The following is a 24,738-nucleotide window of genomic DNA, read 5'->3' on the forward strand; positions in this document are numbered from 1 at the left end:
CTCACGAAGTCGAAGGAAGGCCGACGCTCATCGCGGTGCCTCCGGCAGCTTGCGCTCGAGGTCGCGCAGGTCCTTGCCGATGGAGGAGCGGACCTTCCTTGCCATGATGGGCGCGGCCAGGCGGTAGAGGCCGCCCGCGTCGCCCCGGACCCGGATGGCCGCGAGCGTGCCCCGCGGGTGCGGGGCGAACGTGTAGGTGATGTGCATCGGCATCGGGCCGGCCACCGACACCATGTCCAGCAGCTCCGCGGGCTCGTGCTTGGAGATGCGGAGCACGTAGTCGATGCGCTTGCCTAGGAAGTAGGCAGTGCGGGTCACCTCGGCGCCGACACCGAACCCGCCCCCGTCGGCTTCCCGGGTCAGTGTCGCCACGCGGATGCCTTGGGTCCACTCGGGGTCGTTGCGCCAGTCCATGGCGTAGCCCGCCACCTGGTCGGGCGGAAGCGGGATCACCCGCTCCGCTGTTTCGTCGATCGTCATGGCGTGTGTCAGACGGTGAAGTGGGGCACGGGCGTTCCGGTCTCGACGTACTCCTTCAGGCGCATGAACATGCCCGCCCAGCCCATGGTTACCTCGCGGAACATGTCGTCGATCTTGGCGAAACCGGTGTGGTCGAACCGCACCACCGTGCCGCCCTCGGGGTGCGCCTCCAGTGAGTAGAGCAGCTCGGTGCCGACCCACTGCGGCGGTCCGGCGACCACGGTCTGTGCCAGACGCTTGCCCGGCTCGGCCTGGTCGATGCGGAAGTCCCAGGTCATCGGAGCGTCAGGGAAGGAGAGCCGGTGCAGGGCGCCGACGCCCTCCCCGATCTCGGCGCCGGTGGTGAACCAGCCGGCGACACCCTCGGCGGTGGAGAGGGCGCGGTAGACGGTCTCCGGAGTGGAGTCGATACGGGTTTGAAGGGCGATGTCAGCCATGGGGGGTCCTTTCGAATCTTCGCTTTAGTCAACACTAAAATGACATCCCCGCCGATGGCAAATTGAAGCGGCGGCTAAAATGTTCCGCATGGATGCGGTACGGGCGGTCGCCGAGCCCAGACGGCGCGAGATCCTGCGCCTGGTCTGGGACACAGAGCTGTCCGCGGGAGAGATCGCCGAGCGGTTCGACGTCACCTTCGGCGCGGTCTCCCAGCACCTCAAGGTGCTCAGGGACCACGGGCTGGTTACGCTGCGCCAGGACGGCAAGAAACGCTTCTATCAAGCGGATCGCGAGGGCATGGGCCCGCTGGCCGACTACTTGCAGTCGATGTGGGTCACCAAGCTCGACACCCTCGCCGAACTGGCGGAGGCGGCCGAGCGTACAGAGGAGTCGGAAGGGCCGGCCTCATGAGCACAGACGTAGTCACGGTCGAGCGGCGCATCGCCGCCCGGCCCGAGACGGTGTTCTCCTTCTTCACCGACCGCGAGAAGTGGCTGTCCTGGATGGGCACGGACGGCGAGTTCACTTTCGAGCCCGACGGTGCGTACCGCACCACGGTCATCGGCGAGAACGTCGCCACCGGACGCTTCGTCGAGATCGATCCGCCCAAGCGCCTGGTCTTCACGTGGGGTTGGGCCGAGGAGGCCGGGCCCGTGCCGCCCGGCTCCAGCACCGTGGAGATCACTCTGGAGCCAGTCCCGGACGGCACCCTGCTTCGCCTGGTGCACAGCGGCCTGCCCACTCCCGAGGCCCGCGCCGCGCACGCGGAAGGCTGGACGCACTACGTGGGGCGTCTCGCGGTACGGGCAGAAGGCGGCGACCCCGGTCCCGACGACTGGACGTGACCGGCGGGCGGCTACGGGGCCGGGCGGCTGCGCGGACCTGGTTGCTCTGCGGTCGACACATGCCCATTCGGATTCCACTCGCCTGCGTGTGCGTGGCGAAGGAATGACCGAGCGCTTTACGGTGGGCTGATGCGACCTGTCCCCAGGTGGGCCCTGCTTTCGTCGGGGTGTGCCCCTGTCCTGTTGGTCGGAGGCTGGACGATCGCGGCACTACTGGAGGGAGCCGCCTACGATCCCGCCACTCAGACGATCAGCGTCCTGGGGGCCTACGGTGCTGCGGGATTCTGGGTGATGACCGGAGCGCTCCTCGCCCTGGGCGTCTGCCACCTGCTTACCGCCTGGGGGCTGCGCCCAGCCGCACTCGCCGGACTTCTGGCGCTGGGCGGCGGCGGAGTGGCGGCGTTCGTGGTGACTCTGCTCCCCGCGCCGAGCAGTGGGGGGGCCCTGCACCACGGGTCGGTCGCCGTGGTGGGCTTCACCCTCCTGGCGGTGTGGCCGGTGCTGGCTGCCGATCGCGGCGGAGACGCACCCTGGGGACTACGGCTCGTGCCCTCCATCGTGGCGACCGCTCTGATGGGCTTCGGTGCAGGCTGGTTCCTGATCGAAACGCACCGTCACGGTGTTCCTGGCGTTGCTGAACGCCTTGTGACATGCATTCAGTCCCTATGGCCCTTGGTGGTTGTTGCTTCTTGCCTTCGGCATGCCGACAACGACGCACCTTCGAAGTGACCGCGGCTGACAGCCGGATGTGGCCGCGGCTCGTCAGGGGCCTTTTTTGGCCAGGAACCGGCGGAGCTTCGTCAGTGGCCACGTGTTGATGACGTCTTCCGTCGTCAGCCAGCCACGCTGCGCCGTCGCCACCCCGTAGCGCATGTACGGCAGATGCGTGATGGCGTGTGAGTCGGAGTTCACGGCGAACTTCACGCCGTGCCGTTTCGCGCGCAGGATGTCCTCGTCACACAGGTCGAGCCGCTCGGGATGCGCGTTGATCTCCAGAGCGGTACCCGCCCGCGCGCAGGCCTTGAACACCGCGTCGAAGTCGGCATCGATGCCCGGGCGTTTGCCGATCCGGCGGGTCGTGGGATGGCCGATGACGGCGACGTGCGGGTTCTCGCAGGCGCGGAGGAGACGGCGGGTGAGTTCCCGCTTGCTCTGGTTGAAGTGGGAGTGGACCGAGGCCACACAGATGTCGAAATCCGCGAGGAACTCGTCGGGCCAGTCCAGGGTGCCGTCCGGGCCGATGTTGAGTTCCGTGCCGTGCAGCAGCCGCATCTTGTGGTGCGCGCCGTCGAGCGCGCGGACCCGCTCGCGCTGGGCGAGGATCTTCTCGTCGGTCATGCGCTGCATGTACAGATTGGGGGCGTGGTCGGTGACGGCGTAGTACGCGTAACCGCGGTCGGCAGCGGCGGCGACCATGTCCTCCAGCGGGGCCAGCCCGTCGGTGAAGTCGGTGTGGGTGTGCAGATCGCCGCGGATGTCCTTCTCCGTCAGGAGGTCCGGGAGCTCGCCGCGCAGCCCGGCCGCGATCTCACCGCGGTCCTCGCGCAGCGTCGGCGGTATCCAGGGCAGTCCGAGCCTGGCGTAGATGTCCTCCTCCGTCTCGGAGGTGATGCTCTCGCCGCTCTCGGCGTCGAAGAGCCCGTACTCGGACAGCTTGAGGCCCTGACGCACCGCGATTTCGCGCGTGCGGATGTTGTGCGCCTTGGAGCCGGTGAAGTACTGCAGCCCCGCGCCCCAGGAGGCCGGGGGAAGGACCCGTAGATCGACCTGAAGCCCCGTGGTGGTGCGCACGGAGGTCTTCTTCTCCCCGTGTGCGATGACCTCGGCCGTGTGCGGAAGGGCGGTGAGGGCGTCCATGAAAGGGGCCGCCCGGCGTGCCGCCACCAGGATGTCGACGTCCCCGATGGTCTCCTTCATACGGCGCAGGGACCCCGCGTACGCGCACCGGACGCAGCCGGGGATGCCCGACAGCTCGGCGACGAGCTGTTCGGCGACGTCCATGGCGGCGCTGACGAGGATCCGGCCCTCACCGGCCTTCTGCAGCACCGAGATGCCGTGCAGGAGGTTGTCTTCCGTCCGCTCTCCGAAGCCCTTCAGATCGCGCAGCCGTTCCTTGTGAATGGCGTCGAGCAGCTGGTCGACGGAGGCAACTCCGAGCTCCTCGTACAGGACCATGGCCTTGCGGGGCCCGAGTCCCGGAATCGTGGTCAGCTCGCGCACTCCGGCCGGCACGGACGCCCGGGCCTTCTCGACGACGGACATACGGCCGGTCCGCAGGTACTCCATGATCTTGTCGGCGACGGACTTGCCGACGTTCGGGATCTCGCGCAGCCCCTCGGCATCGAGCTTCGAGACATCCTCCGCGTAGCCCCCGACGGCGCGGGCGGCCTTTTCGTAGGCGCGCGCCTTGAATGCCTCCCCGCCCCGGATCGCGATGAGGTCGGCGTACTCCTGGAGCAGCGCCTCCACCTGGTCGTTGGCTCGCACCATGTCTCCAGGGTGCCCCCGCTCGCCCCCGGCAGGCACGCCGGGCGCCCGGGCGAGGGCCTGCCATGACCGGCGAAAGACCGAGGGAAAGCTGACCGAATATGCGAATCGTTGTAGGCTCCGGGGAACGCCCTTGACCTGCGTGAAGCGGGCAGGGAGCCGACAGATCGGGAGTTTCTCCGTGCTTCGTACCATGTTCAAGTCCAACATGTAGTGATTGGGCGTCTGTGCAGGTCAGAGCCGCGATCGCCGCGTTTAGGTCAGCAAGCGGTCAGCATGGGGCGCGACGGTGTCCCGTAGGGAAGCCCAGTTGGCCAACTCGACAAGGTCAGGACGCGGCTGCTCGGTGTACTGGTAGAGGTTGAGCAGCACGTTCGAGTCTGGCGCGACCAGGCCGTCCGTCAGGGCGGTGGTGGAGTCCGCTGTCGTCGCGGTGCGAACGGCCCCGAAGCCGACGAACAGACTCCTGCCGTTCTCAGCGGTCGTCGTGTTGCCAGCCACCGTCGTCCCCGTCTGTGCCACGCACGTCTGCCCCTTCGCCAACGTGTCCGACTGCGACCTGGTGCTTCGCAGGAAAGGCCCCGGCGGGCGGAGAGGGGAGATCTGGCAGCAATCCCATTCCCATATAAGTGTTGGGCTCCGGCCGGTCGGCCACGACCGCGACCAGGAACAGGCCGCGGTACTCATCGCCCCATGGAAGAGAACCTCATGAAACCATCGGGTGGTTGGCGGCATGGCGAGGCTTCAACCCTGCTTGCCGCGGATCAGGAGTCCGGGATGTCGAACAGCGACTGCTGCGCGGGGGAGTAGGAATTCACCTTCGGCCTCTTCTTTGCGCTTCGGTTGCGGACCCGCGTGGCGCGTGCACGAGGCGTCTGGCTCGTTTCGAAGGTTGCGCAGCTCCTTGAAGCTCGTTCCCGCTGCCCCGACGAGGCCGTGCTTCACCAAGTCCGTGAACCGCGAGTTCCCGATGTAGCGCCCCACACGTTCGTAGCTGATGACGCGCCCGTCCTTTTCCCTCGTGTGCATTCATCGTTCAGCAGAAGACGGGCATAGGAGAGGGGAAGGTACGTCCCGGGGGCGTGGTCGAAGGAAGGGGTCGGACTGCCCCGCCAGTGTGCGAACTTCGGGAAGAGCTGGGGCTTCGGGTCTGCGGTAAGCAGGCAGACTGCTCCCGTCACGGGTTTCTGATCGGGGACCGATGACGGCTGTGACGCCCACCAGCGACGGAGGCGCCGAACGTCTCGTCCGCTCCTCGGTGCCACGTAGGGGGCGGCGCGCTTAGGCAATGCCATCGGTGTCACCGGAAACGAGAGCGAACTGGCGTCCGGGGTTGTCAGGCAAGGGCCGCTGCCCCGACCCCTACGTGACATGAGGGCGGGGGAAGCGCGTCTGGGCCGCCCTCAGGGATACCAACGACCTGGACACTCACCCCTCGCGCTGCCAGGGCCTTCGCCGTCTGGGCGATGGTGATCTGGGAGAAGCCGAAGATGGACGCCAGGGTCAGCTTCTCGCGATTCTTGAGGAGTACGGCGAGGACGATCCGCTTGGGTGTGAAGTCCTCCGGAAGCAAGCACTTGCCCCCGCTGAGCCGGGCCACCTTCGCAGTGAAATCCGCACGGACCTGGGCGGACTCCTGAAGCAGTTCGACCGCCACCCGGGCCTGGCTGAAGAGGTGACTCAGCGGACCGGAACTGCCTGCGCGCTTGACGAGGACCAAGGTGCCGTCAGGTACGAGCAGGTCGCAGATTTCGACCTGATCTCTGGGGCGGAGAGGATTGGTGACGTTCTTGGTGTCGAGACAGACCCAGCCCGGCCGGTTGTCGGCCACTCTGTTGTTGTAGGCGTTCTCGGACTCCCTGTCCATCCAGGCGGGAAGGGAGATGGAGGGTGAGCCGGGCAGCAGCGCCGCCACGGCGGCCCGGCACTCGTCCACATAGGCGGCCCCGACCTCATACCACTCGCTGTCCATCAGGAAGAACCGTCGGGAGCCGAGGGAAATGCCGGCCTCCAGCCAGGTCAGCGCGCTGGTGACGGCGAGCGTGTCGACGGCCCCCGCCCGGCGGTCCCTGGCAAGAGTCACGGTGCCCTCGCGCAGCACCTTGAGGCGTCGGCCGGGCGGTGCGAGCCTGGCCCGGGTGAGTACGTAGCCGAGGTCGACGTCGTCGGATCGCAGGGCTCCGGCGCTGTTGATCTGCGTGATGTAGGTGGTGGCCTCCGCGTATGCCACGTGATGTTCGGAGGGGACGGCGACGGAGATCCGTCCGTAGGCGGCCTGGCCGAGGCGGCCGTCCAAAGCCCGTTCGAGGGCGTCGAGGGTCACAGGGTCGCTGACCGGCACGATGTGGTCGACGAATCTCAGCTCCTGGTGCGGGATGTCCTCGCGGCAGATCCTGGCGATGGTCCGCAGGTCGGAGAGCAGAGCCTCAGGTTCGATTCCCAGGGCGATCCTCAGCCCGCATCCGCCCTGGGCACTGACGGCCTTTCCACGCGTGTACCGCGACCGGGTGAGCGGAAGGTCGTCGAGGTAGCCGCCCAGGCTGCGCACGATGCGCGAGTGGTCACGGATGCCGAGCAGGGGGACCGGGGCGCCGCCCGGAACCAGGGAGATGTCGGTGCGCGCCTGCCCGAGAGACCTCGACACAGCCTCGCGGATCATGGTCGGATCCATCTGCCGGATGGCGAAGGAGAGACCGAAGCGCTTGTCCTTGAGGTGGTCGGGGATCAGTCGGTATCCCTGGTCGCAGCCGATGGCGTACACCGTGCCGTCGACGGCGAGCAGGAGCACGGCGGCAGTGCGACGAACGCTTTCGGTGACCGTGATGGCGGTGGTGCGCGACATGGGCTCGCACCACGGGGCCTCGGTGTGCTCCATCCTCTTGAACCGGGGCCGTACTGCGTGACCTTGCCGCAGCTGCCCTCGTCCTGCCCAGCCACGACCACGAAGGCATCGACGTGTCCCGCTCGTCCTGTAGACCTCTCACTCCCTGCCCCACGGAGGCACCCCTTGGCACCGAACACCGCAGTACGCACCGTTTACCGGCTGCCCGGTGTGGCCCCCACCCCGGAGGCCATGCTGGACGCTCTTGACGACGAATTTCTGGACAGGCTCAGAGCCGATCCGCATTTTCCCGAGGTGCTCGGAGTCCCGGCCGTCTACATCACCTGCGGCGGAGCGCCGCGTCGGGGCGGCCGTCGTCCTCGACACAGACGCCGACGGACGAAACCGGGTACACGAAGGATAGTGGCATCGATGTGTGTACGACGTCAACAGGCTTAACTCTGGAATTAGAGTGGCGGCCCGTGTACGCTGGAGTTATGACGGACAAAGCCGCTTCATCGGTCGGCCCGCTTGTCACCGGTTCCGAGATCGCTCGGCTGGCCGGGGTCACTCGGGCCGCTGTCTCCAACTGGCGTCGGCGCTACGACGACTTCCCCGCGCCGGCGGGAGGTGCCGCGAACAGTCCGCTCTACGCGCTGGCCGAGGTCCAGGAATGGCTGGATAGGCAGCGCAAAGGTCAGGAAGTGTCACCGGAAGTCGAGTTGTGGCAGGCCATGCGGGCCGCGTACGGGGAGCAGATGGTCGCGGGACTGGCAGAGGTGGCCGCGGTGTTGTCCGGTGAACAAGGACTGAGACTGCCGGATGACGTCGCCACCCGTGTACGGGGGCTCGCCCGAAGCGACGCGCCTGTCGACCTGGTCAACGGACTGACCGAACGGTTCATGGACTCCGCACGGCGTGCGGGATCGGACCAGGTGACTCCCGAGCGCGTGGTGCGTGCCGTGTGCCACTTCGCTCACGAGCTTCCGGCCGACGCCACGGTCTTCGATCCCGCCTGCGGAATCGGAGTGCTGCTCCTGTCCGTCGCTTCCCGAGAAGGCACGCGCTGCTGCGGCCAGGAGATGGACAACGACAGTGCCCGTTTCGCGCAGCTCCGCGCCGACCTTCTGGCCCGATCGGCCGTGCGCATCGTGGCAGGTGACTCCCTGCGCGCAGACGAGTGGCCGGATCTCAAGGCGGATCTGGTCGTCTGTGACCCGCCGGCCGGTGTGACCGAGTGGGGACGTGAGGAATTGCTGCTCGACTCCCGCTGGGAACTCGGTACTCCCTCCAAGGCCGAAGGCGAGCTCGCGTGGCTCCAGCATGCCTATGCGCACACCGAGCCCGGCGGCCGCGTCCTCATGGTCATGCCTGCCTCAGTGGCCTACCGCAAGGCGGGCCGCCGTATCCGGTCGGAACTCGTGCGCCGGGGCATTGTGCGTCAAGTGGTCGCCCTGCCACCGGGGACGGCGACCTCTCACGCCCTGCCTGTCCACCTGTGGTCTCTGCGGCGTCCCGAGAACGCGGAAGGCGTGGATGCGAACCACACCGTGCGCATGGTCGACCTGACCGGCAACAGCCCCGACGGCAGCCTGGAACCCCGCCCTGATCAGGTCGCCGACGTGCCGCTGATCGAACTCCTCGACGACACCGTCGACCTGACCCCCGGCAGCCATCTCCGTTCCCGGCACCGCGACTTTCCCGGTGAGTACGCCGCCCTGCGCAAGGAGCTGGAGGATCAGATCCGCCGACTCGACGCGCTTCTGCCCGAACTTGCGGCGGGTGGCGGACCTGGCTCGCTGGACGGCGCCACCACCAGCGTCGCGGACCTCGCCCGCGCCGGACTCGTCACGTACGACGGTCCGGAACCGGTCTCGGCCAGCGAACAGCTCGACACGGACTATCTGCAGGGTTTCCTGCGCAGCTCCGTCAACGTCCGTCGGTCCACAAGCGCCAGCGGGACCCACCGTCTTGACGGCCGGGGGTCACGCATCCCCCGGATGGGCATTGACGAGCAGCGTCGGTACGGTGCTGCCTTCCGGGCCTTGTCCGCCTTCGAGGAAGGCATGCGAAAGGTCGACGAACTGAACCGACAGTTTGCCGAAGTGGCCCGTGACGGCCTCGCGACGGGCGCACTGGCACCCGAGGAGTAACGGCCCACGATGCGGGACATTCCGGGCTCATGCCCCGCACGGTCCGCCCCGGGCGGCCGATCAGGTGGCGCGTATCAGAAACGGGCTCGGAGCCCCGCTCCACGTCACACTCAGGGCTTCGCGAGCGCGGGTGCAGGCGACGAAGAGAAGGCAGCGCTCCCGGAGCACATCGGCGTCGTGCTGCAGAGGATCCGCCTCACGTGGGGTGATCTCGCGGGCGAACGGAACAGTGCCCTCATTGACACCGATGACGGACACCGCCCGGAACTCCAGCCCCTTCATCGCGTGCATGGTCGCCAGCCGTACCCCCTCGGTACCCTGCGCGACCTGCCCTTTGACCCGTAGCACCGGTATGCCGGCCGCCTTCAGTTTCTCCTCGGCCGCGTCCAGAGACAGGTTGAAGCGTGCGCACACGCCGATCTCGTGCGGTGCCAGGCTCTCGGCGAGCAACGCCCGGACCCTGTCCACCAGGGCCTCGGTCTCCTCCTGCCGGGTCGTGTACGCCTGCACCTGGGGGCGACGCCCATGCAGCAGGGATCGGTATCCGGCCAGCGAGTCCGTTCCCTCGCCCTCGAGAGCGTCGATGGTGACGGACGAGAGGAGCCGCGCCGACCAGGCGAGGATTTCCTCGGTGGAGCGGTAGTTGACGCGCAACCGGAAGCTGCGTCCGGTCGTGGTGATGCCCAGGGAGGCGAGGGACACCCGGGAGTCGTAGATCCGCTGGTGCGGGTCGCCGGTGACGAACAGGTCGTCGGGGCCGGGAGAGACGGCAGCGCGCAACACACGCCACTGCGCCGGGTGCAGGTCCTGCCCTTCGTCGACGACGACATGGGCGTACGGGACCGGATCGTCGGTGAGGAGTTCCGCCGCGCGGGCGCAGACCCGCAGGTGCGTGGTCTCGCCGCGGTCGCGCAGGAACTGTTCGAACCGCTGCACGCCGCTCCATATCTCTCGGCGGCGCGTGGGACCGAGGCCGGTACCGCGGCCGCGGCGGCTCGCACCGAGATAGGCGTCGAGATCGCGGAGGTTCTGGCCGAGTACGACGTGCCGGTACTCCTGGGCCAGGAACTGGGCGGTGAACGGCAGACCGAGCTGCTTGACGGCCTTCTCCCACAACTGCCGCTGTTCGCGGTCCCCGATGGGCTTGGGCACGGCCGCCGACTTCGCGCGCACGATGCCGTTCGCATAGGCGTCGACCGTCGTCACGTCGACCCGCGCCAGCAGTTTCTCGTCCTCGTCGAGGAGCAGGCAGAGCATCTCGCGCAGACCGGCGGCGAGCGCGTTCGTGTACGTGGTGAGCAGGATGCGGCTGTCGCCGGAACGGCCGAGCAGGTGCTTGACCCGGTGCAGGGCGGCCACCGTCTTGCCCGTCCCGGGTCCCCCCGTGACCTGGACGGGGCCACCGTACGAGGTGCGGTAGGCGACACGCCGCTGGGAGGGGTGGAGAAAGACCCGCCAGGCCTCGAAAGGCTTCTCGAGGATCTCTTCCAGCTCCTGTGGCCCGGTGACCAGGCGGATGCGTGCAGGAGTGTTGGCGATCACCGTGGCCAGGTCCTCGACCGGCTCGGCGGGAGCGTCGGCGGGCCGACGGACGGCCACGACGTCCCGGTAGACCGCTTCCGGGCTGAATCCTTCGGCGAGGTACTGCAGCACCTCCAGCTGGTCCTCCGGCAGCAGCGTGGAAAAAGCATCCAGTTGGGCCTTGTCCACCAGCGAACGCGCGGCGCGCAGAACTTGGTCATCGACGCCGAGTTCGCGCAGCGTGCCGTCGGAGACGTCAGCGAACAGCAGCCGAGGAGCCGTGCGTGCGGCCGTCTCGTACAGCGGTGTCAACTCGTCCAGGGCGACGGCGTTACGTACCTCCAGGGCTCGGGTCGCGGAGTTCGCGCTGTACAGACGCTTCGCGGCCCAGGTGTAGGCATCGTCATGCGGCAGGACGTTGACCAAGAGGAACACATCACTGCCGTCGTCGGGGGCGAGGACGACGCCCCGCCAGAAGTCGGTGATGCGAATGGTGCGCATCCGCCGGTCACGGGCGTTCTCGACGGACTCCAGGTGCAGTCCCTTGTCCGCGTTGAGTTCGGCGACGCTCAAGGCGTGGAATTTCGCCATGGCCTTGCGTACTCCGGCTCGGACCGGCTTCTCCAGGGTGTCGTAGCCGTCCCAGAAGCTCTGGGCGAAGGCGAGCCGGGGCATGAGGTCTCTTCCTTTCAGCCTGACGTTCTTTCATGATCGCGGATACGGAGTGGCTCCTGCCAGCCGTGCGGCGATCTCCCGCAGAGCCGACAGGAGTTGTCCGGGTTCGCCGGTGAGGTCGAGGCTGTGCTGGTGCAGCCGCACTCCCCGTCCTTCTGGGCCTGCCGTCGTTCCGCGCACCTCATGGAAGCGCTCGGGCCGCCGTCCGACCGCGTAGACCAGGTGTGCCTCAGGCAGGCCGAGCACGGTGGCATAGGCCAGTGCCTGGTACAGGTCGGCGTTGAGGAGCCCGTCGGCTTTCTCGACCTTGTACTTGGCGTCCACGACGGCGAGCGAAGTGCGTCCGTCGCCGGTGCGGACAACGAGATCGGGGCGCATTCGTACGAGACCGGCGGTGTCGAGATGGTGGGGGGCCTGGAGGCGCGCGGTCAGAGCGTGCTCTCGGAGTGCCTCACGCAGAGCAACCGTCACGAAGTCCTCGAACAGCTTGTTCATGTCGAGCAGGAAGCCGTCCACTGCGAGTGGGTCGGCTCCGGCCGGCTGGTGTTCCGGCGAGGTGCCGCGCAGGACGGCCTCGGCGAGCCGCAGTGCGGGCTGGTAGCGAGAGTTCAGGCGCGACGGCTGCCAGTGTGGCAGTTCCTGCCCCCGTATGAGCGGCAGAGCGTCGGCGAGACGTACGCGCTGATGGGCGAGGCGCCGCCGGACGGGACCGGGAACGCCCGGCAGCCGCAGCAACCGCTCAGCGGCGGCGCGCAGGATGCGGTTGTCGGCGGTGTCGGCGGTGTAGGCGTCGTAGGCGATCTCCACGGGCGGGGTACGGCCGAAGTGCCGCCGGATCTGCTCGGCCTCGCGCAGCCGTCCGCGCACGACCAGCGCTGACTCTTCCACGTCCCGGTAGCCCTGGAGGACCCCCTGCCGCAGCGCCGCGTCGATCTGCCGCTCCACTGCGTGCGCGAGCGCGGGGACGACGTCTTCGTACGCGCCGGTGTCGACGGTGCCTTCCCGGCTGTCGCGCCAGGCGCGTGCCGGGGCGAGGCTGAAGCCGAGGAGGAAGAAGAGCCGGCTCACGGGGGTCTTGGGCATGATCCGTACGACTGGGCCGCCGGGCGCGCGCACGGCGCCGACCCGGCTGCCTGCCCGCAGCAGCCAGTGCCCGTCCCGGCCGGGGTCCGGGGTCGCGCTCTGCAGGATGCCGGAGGCGGCCAGGGCTCGTCCGGCCTCGGGGCTCAGCGGGACGGAGAGGGCGGGCCCGTATTCGCGCAGCACCACCTCGTGCACGGTCACGGGCGCTGCTTGCGCAGCGAGTCGAGGCCGTAGCGGGCGGACACGTCGAGGCCCTCGCCGTAGTGGTGCTCCTCTAGCAGAGGCAGGATCTTCGTGCGCCAGGTCCGTTCGAGGCCGCCGTCCCGGTAGACGCCGGGCTTCATCAGATACGAGGGGCCGATGGCGAAGTCGGCGTCGTCGATGCGGGCGTTGAGGGCGTCGAGGAGGCGGGCGGGCTTCAGGTCCCTCTCCTCGCGCTTCAACCAGCGTGCGAGCAGCCCGGCGGTCGGCTCGGTGCGCGGGGACAGTTCCACGAACGCGAAACGCCGCCGCATCGCCGCGTCGACCAGGGCGATCGACCGGTCGGCGGTGTTCATCGTGCCGATCACGAACAGATTCGGCGGAAGCGCGAAGTCGTCCCCGGAGTAGGTGAGACGGACAGACCTGGTCCGGTACTCCAGGAGGAAGTACAGCTCGCCGAAGACCTTCGCCAGATTGGCCCGGTTGATCTCGTCGATGATCAGAAAGTGCGGGACGTGCCGGTTGCCTTCACGGGAGGCGAGATCGGCGAGCTCCCGCAACGGGCCCGCCGTCAGCCGGAATGCCACCTCCCTCGTTTCGGGGTCCTCCACGGGCCTGAACCCCTCGAAGAAGTCCTCGTAGGCGTACGAGGGGTGGAACTGCACGATCTTGACCTGCTCCGGGCCGCCGCCGAAGTACTCGGCCAGCTTCATCGCCAGGTACGTCTTACCGGTGCCGGGCGGGCCATAGAGCACCAACTGGCGTTCGTCGAAGAGGAGTTCACGCATCTCTTCCAGCCAGTCGCGGTCGTGGACGAGAAGGTCGGCGACGAATGCCTCGGTGATGGTTGGCAGGGACAGCTCCCGTTGCGTCGGCCGTTCGGCGACGGGATACTCGCCCGTGCCGCCGGCCGCTGCCGGGTCCGTACGTCCGGTGAGTCCGTCCAGCGCGTCCAGGACGCCGGTCAGGTCGACGACGTCATGCTGCACGGAGAGCTTCTGCTGCACTTCCTCCGGCAGCTCCTCGTACGCGTGGCTGTCCGCCCGCCAAGCCACGGTTCGCCGCAGATTGGACAGTCCGCCGGGGGAAGCGGTTTGCACAGCCTCCCCGGTGATTCGCCCGACGTGCAGCCAGCCGTCGCCGATAGTGGCGACCGTGTCGCCGACGCGCATCTGTGTCAGGAAGGAGTGCAGTTCGTCGACCAGGCCCCGCTTCTGGTTGTATGAGGCCGCCCCCTCGTACCCCTCCTCGACGAAGCGGCGCAGTGCGCTCTTGGTCGGATCGGTCTCCTCCAAGGGGGGCACGTGTGCGCCCGCGAGAGAGACGAACCCCTCCTGCAGCCACAGCTGCCGTACGAGGTTGTGCCCCGCGACATTGGAGCCGCGCACCAGCCACGCCTTTCGCGGGGCGCGCCAGCCGGTGGACAGATAGTCGGCGAGCGGATGGCCCTCGGCGGTGCGCCAGGACTCCGGGCCGGAAGCGTCGTAGCCGTACACCAGTGCGGCGGCGGCCGAGGAGGAGTTGCACTCGATGTCCCGGGTCGCCACCCAGCACGGTGGTGCTTGCTGCCGGCCGGGATCGGTGGGTGCGTCGACGAGTCGGCCGCTCGCGCGCAGATCCGCACGGAACCGGCGTGCGTGGTCGCCGAGCCCGGGCCACGCCTCGGCCGCCACTGTCGAACCCTGCTGCAAGAGGAACTTGTGCGTGCCGTTGCCGCCGAACTCGGTGAGCAGACACCCGTGCGCCTCACCACCGTCCTTGGGCAGCTTGATGCGGAACTCGGGCGTGCCGGGGAGACGGTCGGGCTGCGGCATGGGTGACCTTCCGGATAGGGCGAGGCCTCGGCGAACAACGCACACCCTACCTGTTGACACTGTCAATCGACCCTCGAACTAAAAGAAGCAAGTTCGATCAGTGTGTTGACGGTGTAAACGGGCCGGTCGTAGGGTGCCGGTATGTCCGGCTGGCTCCTTCGGGCGGAACCGGCGATTGTTCGCCGGAATGGGGGCGTTATGGGTGGGGGATTGATGGCAGAGGCCGAACGGCGCACGATCGAGGCGGAGTTGCCGTCAGTTATCGAGAGGCTGAAACGCTGTGCCTCTCGTACGGGAGTCGTCAGTCAGCGGGCCTTCGCCCTGGAAGCGGACCGACTCGGGCTTACGACCGTCGAGCAGCAGCGGAGGCTCCGCAACGGGCTCGCCATCGTCGGCATCCATGTGAGGCCCTCACGCCGAAGACAGGCGAACCACCACTCCGCGCCCGTCTCCGACTTCGAGACGCGGGCTGTGGTCCCATCGGTGAAGGCGACAGCCCCAATAGCCCCACCCGCTGTCGCCCCTGAATCCCGGCTCGTCGCCACTGAGGCCGCCAGACGCCTGGCCCAGGCCCGGCGGATGCTGGCCCGCTACGCCGACGCCGACGGCGCCGTCAGCAAGCTCGCCCATGACGGCGTGGTGCGGCTCCACGGGCTCAGCCCCGCTGAAGCGCGTGAGCTGACCGCTGGCTTTCCGATCACCCGCCCCCGGCCGCCCGGCATGTCCGTCCGGGCGGTGACGGGCGGTCAGGCCGGGTCCACGGCACCCGTTTCCGTTGCGGCGCCGAGCGCCGCCCGCCCGAAGGTGCCGATCGGCGAGAAGTCCGCCCGCCCTGCTGTTTCCGTCATGGACGAGAGACCGGCCGACGCCGTCCGGGCGGCCCGGGCCGTGCTGGAAGAGGATCGGTGGCGGCGGGGCACGGCCAAGATACTGCTCAAGGCGGAGGAGGAAGTCGGCCTCGCCGTTCTCCTCCGCGGTGGTACCGACCGCCTCGGCCGCAGCGACCGCCTCGGCCGCGATGTTCCGGCGGAGGAGATCGCTGCGCTGCCCCGCGACAGCGAGCGGTGGCGCGCTTACGAATGCCTCGTCCTGCACAACCAACGGCTCGTGTGGAAGATCGCGTTGGGCTACCAGGGACGCGGACTGGACGTCGACGATCTCGTCCAGCACGGAACCATCGGACTGATGCGCGCGATCCGCAGGTTCGACGCCACCAAGGGCTACAAGCTGTCGACCTACGCGACCTGGTGGATCAAGCAGGCCATCACCCGGGCCGTCGCCGACGAGGGCACTCTGATCCGGCTTCCGGCGTATGTCCACGAAAAGGTGAGCAAGGTCGCTGTCGCCGAGCGCAAGCTCCTGAGCGAAGGCCGCGCCAGGACGGTCGACAACGTGGCCTACGTCAGTGGCCTCACCTTCGCCGAAGTGGAGGAGGTGCGCAGGATCAGCCGGCCCACCGACTCCCTGGACCGGATCATCGGCGACGACACCGCACTCGGTGACCTGATCATCGGGCCGAACCGTCTGCCCGGACCTGACCTCGTGCTGATCCGCAAGGAGCTCCTGGCGCGCCTGCGACACGTCCTGGAACACCTCACCGAGCGCGAGCGGCATGTCGTCATCCGGCGCACTGGACTCGACGGTGACGAGCCCGACACGTTGGAGGACATCGGGGCCGTCTTCGGCGTCACTCGCGAACGCATCCGCCAAATCGAATCGAAGGTCAAGTGGAAGTTCCGTGGCCAGCTGGACCGCCACGGGCTGATGCCGCCGCCCCCCTGAACCCGACGGATCGACGACCGTCCCCTCCCGATACCCATCCCTGATCCGAAGGAACTCCGCACATGGACCCGCGCCAGGAGCTGGTCGACTACCTCACCCGTCAGCTCGTCGGCCCCGTCGGCGGTGACGACGAGGTGCTCGACGCGCCGCCGGACCGGCAGTACCTCATGGGCACGCTCTACCCGCAACAGGCGGACCGCCGGCGCCGGCTCGACCTCGCCGCCGACGACCCCGAGGCACCCGGTGCTGAGCAGGACGCCCCCGACGTGGACCCGGCCCCCGACCCCGTGCCGGAGACCAACAGCTGGCTGCCTGCGTCCCTCGGCATCAGCTTCTACACCGATGCTGTAGACGTTGAGGTCAGCTGTGCCGCCGCCCGCTACGAGACGCAGCGGAACGAACCCGGGCGCGGGCGGAGCTGGAAGCGCGTCCCCCTCATGCCCGAGACACACACGATCGGCCCCGACCGGGAGGAGGTGCTCGTCCTCGACGGCCGCGCGAAGATCCAGCTGACCCGCCGCTCCTACGGCGCGGGCACCCTTATCACCGTGGCCCTGGTCAACGAAAAACACCACGACGGTGCCGACGACAAGGCGCCGGACTGGGACGACATGCTGTTCCAGTGCCGACTCGCCGTCCGCCCCGCCGATGGCGCCGTGCTGCCGTATCCCAGCGTCCGGCTCGCCAGTCGTGATCCCGAGGAACGCGAACTGCGCCTTCAATACCGGCACGTCGTCACCCATGCCGTCGGCCACGGCTGCGCCGTCCGCGAGGACCGGGGTGAGGACGGCGGTGTCGAACTCCTCGCCTGCGAAGCCCTGCCACGCGCCGAGGTACCCGCCATCCGAGCCGGCGGCCCGCTCGACGCCCCCGCGCTCACGATCTCCCACCTGGCCGACCCGGCCGTCGGCAGGGACCAACTCCGCGAGGAGCTCGCCGAGTTCGCCGCCTCGTACCACGCCTGGTACGTGGGTCAGCGATCCGTCGAGGTGCCGCCCTGGGGCCGGGAAGCCGCGGAGCGGATCCTCGACCGCGTCCGCCAGGCGGTCACCCGCATCGAGGCCGGCGTGCGTACCCTGTGCGACCGCGACCGGCCCGAGCTCCTCGACGCCTTCCGCATTGCCCAGCGCACCATGCTGCTGCAGATGCGGCACTCCGCCCCCGACCAGGCTGGTCAGCGGCGCCACCGCGCGGATCCCGTGGCCCTCGACCCGCCCGTCGACCCCAAGGCCACCTGGCGCCCATTCCAGCTCGCCTTCTTCCTCCTCGCCCTCGACGGCGTCGCCGACCCCGGACACCACGACCGCGAGACCACCGACCTGATCTGGTTCCCCACCGGTGGTGGCAAGACCGAGGCGTATCTGCTCCTGGCCGCCTTCACCATCGCCCTGCGCCGGATCCGGGGCGAAGGCGGCGGGACCACCGTGCTCAGCCGCTACACCCTCAGTCTGCTCACCACCCAGCAGTTCCAGCGCGCCGCCACCACGATCTGCGCCCTGGAGCACCTTCGCCGCACCGAACCCGGACTTGGCCTCGGTGGCGAACCCATCACCATCGGCCTGTGGGTCGGCGACACCACCACCCCGAACAAGTTTCAGGCGGCCAAGGACGCCTTCGACGAGCAGCGCGAGGCCAGCCACCCTGAGGACGTCTTCATTCTCGACCGCTGCCCGTGGTGCGGCACCCGCATCCTGCCGCCGACCCGGTCCAGTGTCCGCTCCGACTACGGAGTCCGCGCCGAGACGGACGAGTTCGCCTTCTACTGCACCCGGGATGCCTGCGCCTTCCACGACGTTTTGCCCGTCGCAGTCGTCGACCAGCATCTCTACGAGGATCCGCCCACCTTCGTCCTCGGCACCGTCGACAAGTTCGCCCGGCTCGCCTGGGAGCCCGGCTCCGGCACCCTCTTCGGCGCCGGCACTGGCAACCGGCCTCCGTCCCTGATCATCCAGGACGAGCTGCACCTGCTCACCGGACCACTCGGCACCACGGTCGGCCTCTACGAGGCGGCCATTCTGGAGCTGTGCACCGGCCCGGACAGCCGCCCGCCCAAGATTGTCGCGGCCACGGCCACCATCCGGCGCTCCGCCGAACAGGTCCGCGCCCTGCACCACCAGGACGTCCAGCTCTTCCCGCCGTCCGGACTCGATGCCCGCGACAGCTACTTCGCCGTCCCCGATACCGGCCGCCCCGGCCGCCTCTACCTCGGCGTCATGGCGCAGGGCCACACGGCGGGCCGCGGCGCGGTCGCCACCACGGCGGCCATGCTCCAGGGCGTCCACCAGCTCCCCGAGGAGCACCGCGACGACTACTGGACGCTCGTCGCCTACCACCACAGCCTGCGGGAACTCGGCCGTACCGTCACTGCGGCCGGCGACGACATCCCCGCCCAGCTCCGCGGCCTCGACGAGGGTGCGGGCACGCGCGAGCTGATCGGCGAGCAGGTACAACAACTCGACAGCAGCGTGAAGCGCGCCGATCAGCCCATCCTCCTCGACCGCCTCGAAAAGCCCTGGACGAACCCCCGGTCGGTGTCGTTCCTGCCGTGCACCAACATGCTCTCCGTCGGCGTCGACGTGAAGCGGCTCGCGTACATGCTCATGCAGGGCCAGCCCAAGACCACCGCCGAGTACATCCAGGCCACCAGCCGCGTCGGCCGCCACCACGTGCCCGGACTCGTCGTCACCTACTTCAACGCCACGCGCCCGCGCGACCGGTCCCACTACGAGACCTTCATGGACTACCACCGGGCGCTCTACCGCTACGTCGAACCCGCCAGCGTCACCCCCTGGTCCCTGCCCGCGCGCCGCCGCGCCCTGCACGCCGCGCTCGTCATCCTGGTTCGCCACCGGCTCGGCCTGGCCGCCGAGAACCGGGCCGGACGGATCACCGACCACAAGGAAGAGGCAGGGCGGATCGCCGACGCCCTCGCTGAGCGTGCCGCGACCGCCGAGCGCGGCGCCACGGGAGCCGACGCCGTACGCGCCGACGTACGAGCGGAACTCGGCTACCTCCTGGACGACTGGTACCGGCAGGCCGACACCGCCGCCGCTGAGGGCAAGGACCTCTACTACCGCAGCCAGGGCAAGGGCCAGCACAACCTGCTCAAGGCCTTCGAACAGCGTTACGGCCTGTGGGAGACCCTCAACTCCATGCGCAGCGTCGACCGCGAGTGCCAGATCACCGTGACGGGAGCAGGAAAGTGAAGCGCAAACTCCGGGTCCGCCAGGCGCAGACTGTGCTGCCGTTCGGCGTGGGCGCGGTACTCGACGTCCAGGGTGAGTCCTTCGTCGCCGCCGGCATCGAGAACTGGCCGGGGCTGAAGACCCCCGTCCCCGCCGAACGACTCGCCGCCCGCCTCGGCGTGACGGGTTTCTTCGCCGCGCCCCACACCCTCAACGACCGCTACGACAAGCCCGACTGCCCGGGTGTCCCCTATGTGCGCTTCCCCGGTTGGCTGTTCTGTGGCTCCTGCCGGGCCATGGTCCGCTTTCTGCGTGAGAACGAGAAGCCGGGCGAGCCGCCCGTCTGCACGTCCTGCGCCGCCGCACCCCGCCTCACCCCGATGCGGTTCGTCCGCATCTGCCCGGACGGACACCTCGACGACGTCGACTGGTGGTATTGGGCCCACTTCAAGCTCGCGCCCGAACTGCGGGAGTCCTGCTTCGAGTCGAAGCACGCCTGGAAGGCACGCCGGCTCAGCTTCCGCGTCGCCGACCGCGCCTCCGGACTCGAAGCGCTCTCGGTGCGCTGTGGAGCGACCAGGCAGGGCGGCAAGCCCTGCGGCGCCGAACGCGACCTGCTCGACGTCCTTGGTCCCCAGGGCGGACGCTGCTCGGGCCGCAACCCCTGGCAGCACTGGGACGCGAGGGCTTCCTGCGGCCAGCAGGTGCACATCGTGCAGCGCACCGCCGGCAACGTCTACTACCCGGTCGTTTACTCGGCCCTCGACATCCCTCAGACCGCCGAAGCCCCGCGTGCGGAGCAGAACATGGCGGAGGCGGTCCTGGGCCACGGCTACTGGCCGCTCCTGCTCGACGCACTCGGCACGTCCAGGGCCGACACCTTCCGCGGCATGATCAAGGAGGACACCGACGCCTCCGACAGCCTCATCGACCAGCTCGTCGCGGAGGCTACAGGCGCCCCCGCGCCGCCGCCCCCCGACCGGCCGGAGCCCGGAAAGTCCGGAAAGATCGACCTGAGCCGCGACGAGTGGTATGCCTTCGACGCCACCCAACTCCCGGAATGCATCAAGGAGTTCGCGATTCGCCGCGGCGGACTCGGCCTCGACGGCGAGAAGGAGGAGCCCTGGGCCACCCTCGACGCGCACATCGACGGCGTCGTCCTCGTCGACCGCCTGCGCGAGGTGCGGGCGCTGACCGGCTTCCGCCGCCACTCGCCGGGCGGCACCCTCGTACCCGCCGACACCAGCGGCCGCCTGCGCTGGCTCCCCGCGACCGAGGTCTACGGCGAGGGCATCGTCCTCACCCTCGACGAACAGCGCCTGACCACCTGGGAGAACGACCCCCGCGTGCGGGCCCACGTCCACGGTGTCCGTACGGACCTCGACGCGTCGTTCCGCGACGAACAACTCGCAGAGACGACCGGCAGCGAACTCTCCCCCCGTTTCCTTCTCCTGCACACGCTCGCCCACCTGCTCATCCGTCAGCTCTCCTTCGACTCCGGCTACACCACCGCAAGCCTGCGCGAGCGCGTGTACGGCCGCCCCGAGTACGGCCAACGCGGGCTGCTGATCTACACGGCCGCCGGTGACGCGGAAGGAACTCTCGGCGGCCTGGTCCGGCAGGGCGAGGCACCGCACTTCACCGAGACGCTGATCCGGATGCTGGAGGCTGCCGCCTGGTGCTCCGCCGACCCGCTGTGCGCCGAGCACACCGGCCAGGGCTTCGGAAACCTCAACCGGGCGGCCTGCCACGCATGCACCCTGCTGCCCGAGACGAGCTGCCAGACCGGCAACACCCTCCTCGACCGCGCCCTGGTCGTCGGCTCCGCCCGCGTCCCCGGCTACTTCACCGACGTCCTCACCGCGAGCCGCGAGTACGCGGCCGCCACCGCCCTGGGATGACACCTGTGACCGCTGCGAACGCCCCCGTCCTCCACCCCGATCTCACCCCCGCCCAGCGCGACTGCCTGGACGCCCTGCCGCTGACGGGCAACCATGTCGTCAGCGGCCCGCCCGGCAGCGGCAAGAGCATGCTCGCCGTGCACCGCGCCGTCCACCTCGCCCTCACCGGCCGCCCCACCCTGCTGCTGTCCCGCTCCAACCTCCTGCGTCAGCTCCTGCGCGACACCCTCCAGGGCCTCACGGCCCCCGGCGCACCCGTCGAGGCAGCCACCGTCCACGGCTGGGTCCTGCGCCACTTCGGATACGGCGCAGCGCGCACCCAGGACGGCTGGTTCGACTGGACGGCGCTCACCCACCAGGCCGCCGCCACCCTCGGCGAGAACGAGGCGGCCACCCCCCACCTCGTCGTCGACGAGGGCCAGGACATGTCCCCGGGCTTCTACAAGATGGCCCGCCTCGCCGCCGCCTCCGTCACGGTGTTCGCCGACGAGTGCCAGCGCCTCACCGAGACCAACTCCACCCTCACCGAGATCACCGACGCCCTCGGCCGCTCCACCGGACGCGTCGAGATCGCCGGCAACCACCGCAACACCCGCGAGATCGCCTCCCTCGCCGAACACTTCCGAACCGGCGGCACTCGTCCCGACATCCCCTTCCGCAGCGGGATCCTGCCTGTGGTCCGCCACTACTCCGGCACCAAGGACCTCGCCGACGACATCACCACCATGGCGGCTCGGCACCCGGGGGACCGCATCGGCGTTATCGTCAACTCCCTGGGCACCGCCGCCGATCTGATGCGGCGCCTGGAACGGGCCAGCCTCGCCCACGAGCCCCAGCTCGGCGGCCTCCTCCGGCCGCTACCGCGACCTCGACCTCGCCCGCCCCGGCGTCGTAGTCGTCCACCGCGCAAGCGCCAAGGGCCTCGACTTCGACACCGCCGTCATCGCCGACGCGGAGTCCGACTCCGCCACCGACCCCACGGCGGCGACCCTGCGCATGGCTTACTACGTCATGATCACCCGCGCCCGGCAGCGGCTGGTGCTGGGCTGGCAGGGGAGCCGGTTGCCGAGGCATCTGGAGGGGCTGGACGGGTGGGTGCAGATGCGGTGATGGCGCGACTGCGGCTGTCCGCCCCCAATCGCCTTGATGGCCTCGCATTCCAGAATCGACGTTCCCACCCGCACCATCAGCAATCGCTTCAGGCTTGACCGTGCGAAGACGCCCGCGAGGCGCTCGCGATCCGAGAGGACCAGAATCCCAATGAGCAAGGCCGATGACGCAAAGAGCCCGGTCCAGCAGGCTCTCGACAAGGGGTTGGTCGCTCAGCAGGCGTCGGCGAGGCAGAACGTCGAGCGCCTGCGGCGAGTAAACCCCAGCGATACACCACAGGAGCTGATCCGTCGGTTGGATCGTTCCTACCGTCGCTGCATTGCCAAGTCCGGAGGAGTATCCGGCGTGACAGCGATAGTGCCAGGCGCCAAGATCCCGACGGCTCTGGCTGATGTCATGGGCTTCACCGAAGCGTCAGTGCTTTACCTGCTGTCGCTGGCCGAGGTTCATGGCCTGCATCCTGAGGACTTCGAGCGACGCGAGCTCCTGGTCTCGACCGTCCTCCTCGGCCGCGAAGCGGTGCGTGGCTTGGACAAAGTCATCGAGCATGCCGGCCCCTCTTGGGCACGGCGCATCGTATATGCGACCCCCAGCAGCGCGATCAACCGGGCCAACAAGGTGCTGCGTCCGCAGTTCGTTACCAAGTACGGGACCAAGCGAGGGGTCCTGGTGCTGAGCGAACTGGTGCCCCTTGGTGTCGGTGCCGCGCTCGGCATCACCGGCCACCTCGCCCTCGGGTGGCCGACGATCAAGTCCGCACGTGCGTTCCTCGGACAGCCCCCGTCGAGCTGGGCCGGCGATGATCGTGGGCACGAGGTGCCCTTCGTTCCTGGCTCGGGTGATTCGACTCCGTAACGTCGGTTTTCGATCTGGTGTTACCGGCGGTGAGCAGGCCGTTGGACCGCCGTCCGCAACGGGGCGGGGGCGTCCCGGCCGGCCCGGACGTCCAGGGCGTGCAGCAGGTCGGTGATGCGCCCGAGCAGATGGCGTCGGGCCTCCTCCCAGAGCTCGTCGGGCACGGGAGCGCCGCGCCGCTCGGTGAGGAGCGCGCGGAAGTCGCCCGGGCGTCCTCGTTCAGGAGATGCGCCCATGCCGCCGCCCCTAGGAGCGATACTGGATGCATGGATGCGACGACCACCGCCCGCCGCGCCGAGGTGCTGCGGGACCGCTACCGCAGCCGGCTGCCCGAGCGCCTGCAGGAGCTGGCCGGCCCCGTCGAGGGCACCGTTGACCTGCCGCTCCACATCGTCTGGTCCGGGCGGACGAGCTACAGCCTGGACCGCCCGAAGTCCCGCATGACGCTCTACCGGACCGTCCTCGCCGAGGGGCCGCGCGAGGACCTGGCGGCCTTCCTCCACCACCGGCTGCTGGCCGAGCAGTGGCCCGTTCTGCGTCGCTTGGTCAGTCCCTACATCCGCGAGGTCTGGGAGGACGCCTTCCCCGAGTTGCCCCGTACTGCTCCGGCCGACGCGACCGCCGCGTGAAGCTCACCCCGCTCCACGAGCGTCTCCTCGCCGACATCCTCGACCTCGGCTCCCCCTTTCCTCTGGTCCTCACCGGCGGATACGCCGTACAGGCCCACGGCCTGGTCGAACGATTCAGCCGCGACCTCGACGTCGCCACCGAGAACCCCGCCCCGATGGACGAGATCGTCGCCTCCCTCACAGCCGGCCTCACCGCGCGCGGCTGGCGGACCACCCATGTCCAGACCGACCCGCTCAGCGGCCGGTTCCTCGTCACCGACCCGGACACCGGCGAGGAGTGCGAGGTCGACGTCCTCAAGGAGGCGTTCTGGGCCCCGCCTGCCCAGACCCCCTACGGCCCCGTCCTCTCCCTCGACGACGTGATCGGCACCAAGGTCCGCGCCCTCGCCGACCGCGGCACCGTCCGCGACCTCATCGACGTCCAGGCCGCCTCCCGCCACCGCTCCACCGCCGACCTCGAATCACTGGGCCGTCGCCGTGCCCAAGACGAGTTCAGCCTTGAGGACCTCCGTGACCGGCTCACAGGTGCGGACTGGTACGAGGACGAGGACTATGCCGCGTACGGGCTCACCCCCCCGGCCAGATCGAAGAGCTCAAGACGTGGGCGCTGGGGTGGGCGGAGGACCTGGGGGCGCGGATCCACGACGAGAACGCCTGACGAGGCCGTACCCCTCTCCGGTCGGCGTGATCACGCGCTGGTCATGGTGTCGAGGAGCTCGGCCCGGACGGTCTTGCCGCCGGGCGGCTACGGGACGGTG

General features: G+C 69.1%; 19 protein-coding genes and 1 pseudogene. 11 read left to right on the plus strand and 9 right to left on the minus strand.

All coding sequences use genetic code 11. From position 1 onward, the window contains the following. Positions 1 to 27 precede the first annotated feature (27 nt). Both J7E89_RS20615 and J7E89_RS20620 read right to left on the minus strand, forming a co-directional pair. Positions 28 to 480 carry an SRPBCC family protein gene (locus J7E89_RS20615; protein ID WP_214975640.1) on the minus strand — a complete coding sequence of 151 codons (453 nt, stop codon included), beginning with the start codon at positions 478 to 480 and terminating at the stop codon, positions 28 to 30. An 8-nt stretch (positions 481 to 488) separates the two neighbouring features. Continuing rightward, entirely contained in the window at positions 489 to 917 is a 429-nt protein-coding gene (locus J7E89_RS20620; protein WP_214975642.1) for an SRPBCC domain-containing protein, read from the minus strand. An 88-nt stretch (positions 918 to 1,005) separates the two neighbouring features. Here J7E89_RS20620 and J7E89_RS20625 point away from each other — a divergent pair, with 88 nt between their 5' ends. The 3 genes from J7E89_RS20625 to J7E89_RS20635 all read left to right on the plus strand — a co-directional run bounded on the left by J7E89_RS20625 (position 1,006) and on the right by J7E89_RS20635 (position 2,492). Beyond that, a complete protein-coding gene (locus tag J7E89_RS20625; protein ID WP_214975644.1) occupies positions 1,006 to 1,329 on the plus strand; it encodes a helix-turn-helix transcriptional regulator in 324 nt (107 codons plus the stop codon). Beyond that, positions 1,326 to 1,763: an SRPBCC domain-containing protein gene (locus J7E89_RS20630; RefSeq protein ID WP_214975646.1), complete on the plus strand. Its 438-nt coding sequence runs from the start codon at positions 1,326 to 1,328 to the stop codon at positions 1,761 to 1,763. Before J7E89_RS20625 ends, J7E89_RS20630 begins: the two co-directional genes overlap by 4 nt. Before the next feature lie 129 nt (positions 1,764 to 1,892). After that, positions 1,893 to 2,492: a DUF998 domain-containing protein gene (locus J7E89_RS20635; protein ID WP_214975654.1), complete on the plus strand. Its 600-nt coding sequence runs from the start codon at positions 1,893 to 1,895 to the stop codon at positions 2,490 to 2,492. Positions 2,493 to 2,525: 33 nt separating this feature from the next. Here J7E89_RS20635 and polX read toward each other — a convergent pair whose 3' ends face one another. From polX to J7E89_RS20650, 3 genes are all read right to left on the minus strand, one after another. Further along, positions 2,526 to 4,253, minus strand: coding sequence for a DNA polymerase/3'-5' exonuclease PolX (gene polX / locus J7E89_RS20640; protein WP_214975656.1), 1,728 nt, complete (start codon positions 4,251 to 4,253; stop codon positions 2,526 to 2,528). A 252-nt stretch (positions 4,254 to 4,505) separates the two neighbouring features. Further along, positions 4,506 to 4,772, minus strand: a complete 267-nt coding sequence (locus J7E89_RS20645; RefSeq protein ID WP_214975658.1) for a hypothetical protein — start codon at positions 4,770 to 4,772, stop codon at positions 4,506 to 4,508. A gap of 814 nt (positions 4,773 to 5,586) precedes the next feature. Beyond that, positions 5,587 to 7,125 carry a TIGR04141 family sporadically distributed protein gene (locus J7E89_RS20650; RefSeq protein WP_214975660.1) on the minus strand — a complete coding sequence of 513 codons (1,539 nt, stop codon included), beginning with the start codon at positions 7,123 to 7,125 and terminating at the stop codon, positions 5,587 to 5,589. A 443-nt stretch (positions 7,126 to 7,568) separates the two neighbouring features. Here J7E89_RS20650 and J7E89_RS20655 point away from each other — a divergent pair, with 443 nt between their 5' ends. Next, positions 7,569 to 9,224: an N-6 DNA methylase gene (locus J7E89_RS20655; protein ID WP_214975662.1), complete on the plus strand. Its 1,656-nt coding sequence runs from the start codon at positions 7,569 to 7,571 to the stop codon at positions 9,222 to 9,224. 60 nt (positions 9,225 to 9,284) lie between these two features. Here the strand turns inward: J7E89_RS20655 and J7E89_RS20660 are convergent, their stop codons facing one another. The 3 genes from J7E89_RS20660 to J7E89_RS20670 are packed head-to-tail and all read right to left on the minus strand — an operon-like array spanning position 9,285 to position 14,518. Then, a complete protein-coding gene (locus J7E89_RS20660) occupies positions 9,285 to 11,420 on the minus strand; it encodes a UvrD-helicase domain-containing protein (protein WP_214975664.1) in 2,136 nt (711 codons plus the stop codon). A 30-nt stretch (positions 11,421 to 11,450) separates the two neighbouring features. Beyond that, positions 11,451 to 12,704, minus strand: a complete 1,254-nt coding sequence (locus tag J7E89_RS20665; protein ID WP_374196844.1) for an McrC family protein — start codon at positions 12,702 to 12,704, stop codon at positions 11,451 to 11,453. Then, a complete protein-coding gene (locus J7E89_RS20670; protein ID WP_214975666.1) occupies positions 12,701 to 14,518 on the minus strand; it encodes a DUF4357 domain-containing protein in 1,818 nt (605 codons plus the stop codon). Before J7E89_RS20670 ends, J7E89_RS20665 begins: the two co-directional genes overlap by 4 nt. A 213-nt stretch (positions 14,519 to 14,731) precedes the next feature. Between J7E89_RS20670 and J7E89_RS20675 the strand changes: the two genes are divergently transcribed. The 5 genes from J7E89_RS20675 to J7E89_RS20695 all read left to right on the plus strand — a co-directional run bounded on the left by J7E89_RS20675 (position 14,732) and on the right by J7E89_RS20695 (position 23,351). After that, on the plus strand, positions 14,732 to 16,300 hold the full coding sequence (locus tag J7E89_RS20675) for an RNA polymerase sigma factor RpoD/SigA (protein WP_214975668.1): 1,569 nt from the start codon (positions 14,732 to 14,734) through the stop codon (positions 16,298 to 16,300). A 62-nt stretch (positions 16,301 to 16,362) separates the two neighbouring features. After that, complete coding sequence (locus J7E89_RS20680; RefSeq protein WP_214975670.1) at positions 16,363 to 19,506, plus strand: helicase-related protein; 3,144 nt, start codon at positions 16,363 to 16,365, stop codon at positions 19,504 to 19,506. After that, entirely contained in the window at positions 19,503 to 21,386 is a 1,884-nt protein-coding gene (drmB, locus tag J7E89_RS20685) for a DUF1998 domain-containing protein (RefSeq protein ID WP_214975672.1), read from the plus strand. Before J7E89_RS20680 ends, drmB begins: the two co-directional genes overlap by 4 nt. 5 nt (positions 21,387 to 21,391) lie before the next feature. After that, a complete protein-coding gene (locus J7E89_RS20690; RefSeq protein WP_308315545.1) occupies positions 21,392 to 22,594 on the plus strand; it encodes an AAA family ATPase in 1,203 nt (400 codons plus the stop codon). Between the two features lie 52 nt (positions 22,595 to 22,646). Further along, on the plus strand, positions 22,647 to 23,351 hold the full coding sequence (locus J7E89_RS20695; RefSeq protein WP_214975674.1) for a YcjF family protein: 705 nt from the start codon (positions 22,647 to 22,649) through the stop codon (positions 23,349 to 23,351). Between the two features lie 20 nt (positions 23,352 to 23,371). Here J7E89_RS20695 and J7E89_RS20700 read toward each other — a convergent pair whose 3' ends face one another. After that, positions 23,372 to 23,587, minus strand: a complete 216-nt coding sequence (locus tag J7E89_RS20700; RefSeq protein WP_214975676.1) for a hypothetical protein — start codon at positions 23,585 to 23,587, stop codon at positions 23,372 to 23,374. 30 nt (positions 23,588 to 23,617) lie between these two features. Between J7E89_RS20700 and J7E89_RS20705 the strand changes: the two genes are divergently transcribed. Beyond that, positions 23,618 to 23,980, plus strand: a complete 363-nt coding sequence (locus J7E89_RS20705) for a hypothetical protein (RefSeq protein ID WP_214975678.1) — start codon at positions 23,618 to 23,620, stop codon at positions 23,978 to 23,980. After that, positions 23,977 to 24,638 (plus strand): annotated as a pseudogene (locus J7E89_RS20710) (nucleotidyl transferase AbiEii/AbiGii toxin family protein). The gene J7E89_RS20705 and the pseudogene J7E89_RS20710 overlap by 4 nt, the downstream one beginning before the upstream one ends. Positions 24,639 to 24,738 lie beyond the last annotated feature (100 nt).

The sequence above is a fragment of the Streptomyces sp. ISL-100 genome, assembly GCF_018614615.1.
Taxonomy (GTDB): Bacteria; Actinomycetota; Actinomycetes; order Streptomycetales; family Streptomycetaceae; genus Streptomyces.

What these genes read in the sequence shown, in the direction of transcription:
- J7E89_RS20615 (WP_214975640.1), bottom strand. Translation starts at nt 480, where the DNA reads ATGACGATCGACGAAACAGCGGAGCGGGTGATCCCGCTTCCGCCCGAC.
- J7E89_RS20620 (WP_214975642.1), bottom strand. Translation starts at nt 917, where the DNA reads ATGGCTGACATCGCCCTTCAAACCCGTATCGACTCCACTCCGGAGACC.
- J7E89_RS20625 (WP_214975644.1), top strand. Translation starts at nt 1,006, where the DNA reads ATGGATGCGGTACGGGCGGTCGCCGAGCCCAGACGGCGCGAGATCCTG.
- J7E89_RS20630 (WP_214975646.1), top strand. Translation starts at nt 1,326, where the DNA reads ATGAGCACAGACGTAGTCACGGTCGAGCGGCGCATCGCCGCCCGGCCC.
- J7E89_RS20635 (WP_214975654.1), top strand. Translation starts at nt 1,893, where the DNA reads ATGCGACCTGTCCCCAGGTGGGCCCTGCTTTCGTCGGGGTGTGCCCCT.
- polX (WP_214975656.1), bottom strand. Translation starts at nt 4,253, where the DNA reads ATGGTGCGAGCCAACGACCAGGTGGAGGCGCTGCTCCAGGAGTACGCC.
- J7E89_RS20650 (WP_214975660.1), bottom strand. Translation starts at nt 7,125, where the DNA reads ATGGAGCACACCGAGGCCCCGTGGTGCGAGCCCATGTCGCGCACCACC.
- J7E89_RS20655 (WP_214975662.1), top strand. Translation starts at nt 7,569, where the DNA reads ATGACGGACAAAGCCGCTTCATCGGTCGGCCCGCTTGTCACCGGTTCC.
- J7E89_RS20660 (WP_214975664.1), bottom strand. Translation starts at nt 11,420, where the DNA reads ATGCCCCGGCTCGCCTTCGCCCAGAGCTTCTGGGACGGCTACGACACC.
- J7E89_RS20670 (WP_214975666.1), bottom strand. Translation starts at nt 14,518, where the DNA reads ATGCCGCAGCCCGACCGTCTCCCCGGCACGCCCGAGTTCCGCATCAAG.
- J7E89_RS20675 (WP_214975668.1), top strand. Translation starts at nt 14,732, where the DNA reads ATGGCAGAGGCCGAACGGCGCACGATCGAGGCGGAGTTGCCGTCAGTT.
- J7E89_RS20680 (WP_214975670.1), top strand. Translation starts at nt 16,363, where the DNA reads ATGGACCCGCGCCAGGAGCTGGTCGACTACCTCACCCGTCAGCTCGTC.
- J7E89_RS20695 (WP_214975674.1), top strand. Translation starts at nt 22,647, where the DNA reads ATGAGCAAGGCCGATGACGCAAAGAGCCCGGTCCAGCAGGCTCTCGAC.
- J7E89_RS20700 (WP_214975676.1), bottom strand. Translation starts at nt 23,587, where the DNA reads ATGGGCGCATCTCCTGAACGAGGACGCCCGGGCGACTTCCGCGCGCTC.
- J7E89_RS20705 (WP_214975678.1), top strand. Translation starts at nt 23,618, where the DNA reads ATGGATGCGACGACCACCGCCCGCCGCGCCGAGGTGCTGCGGGACCGC.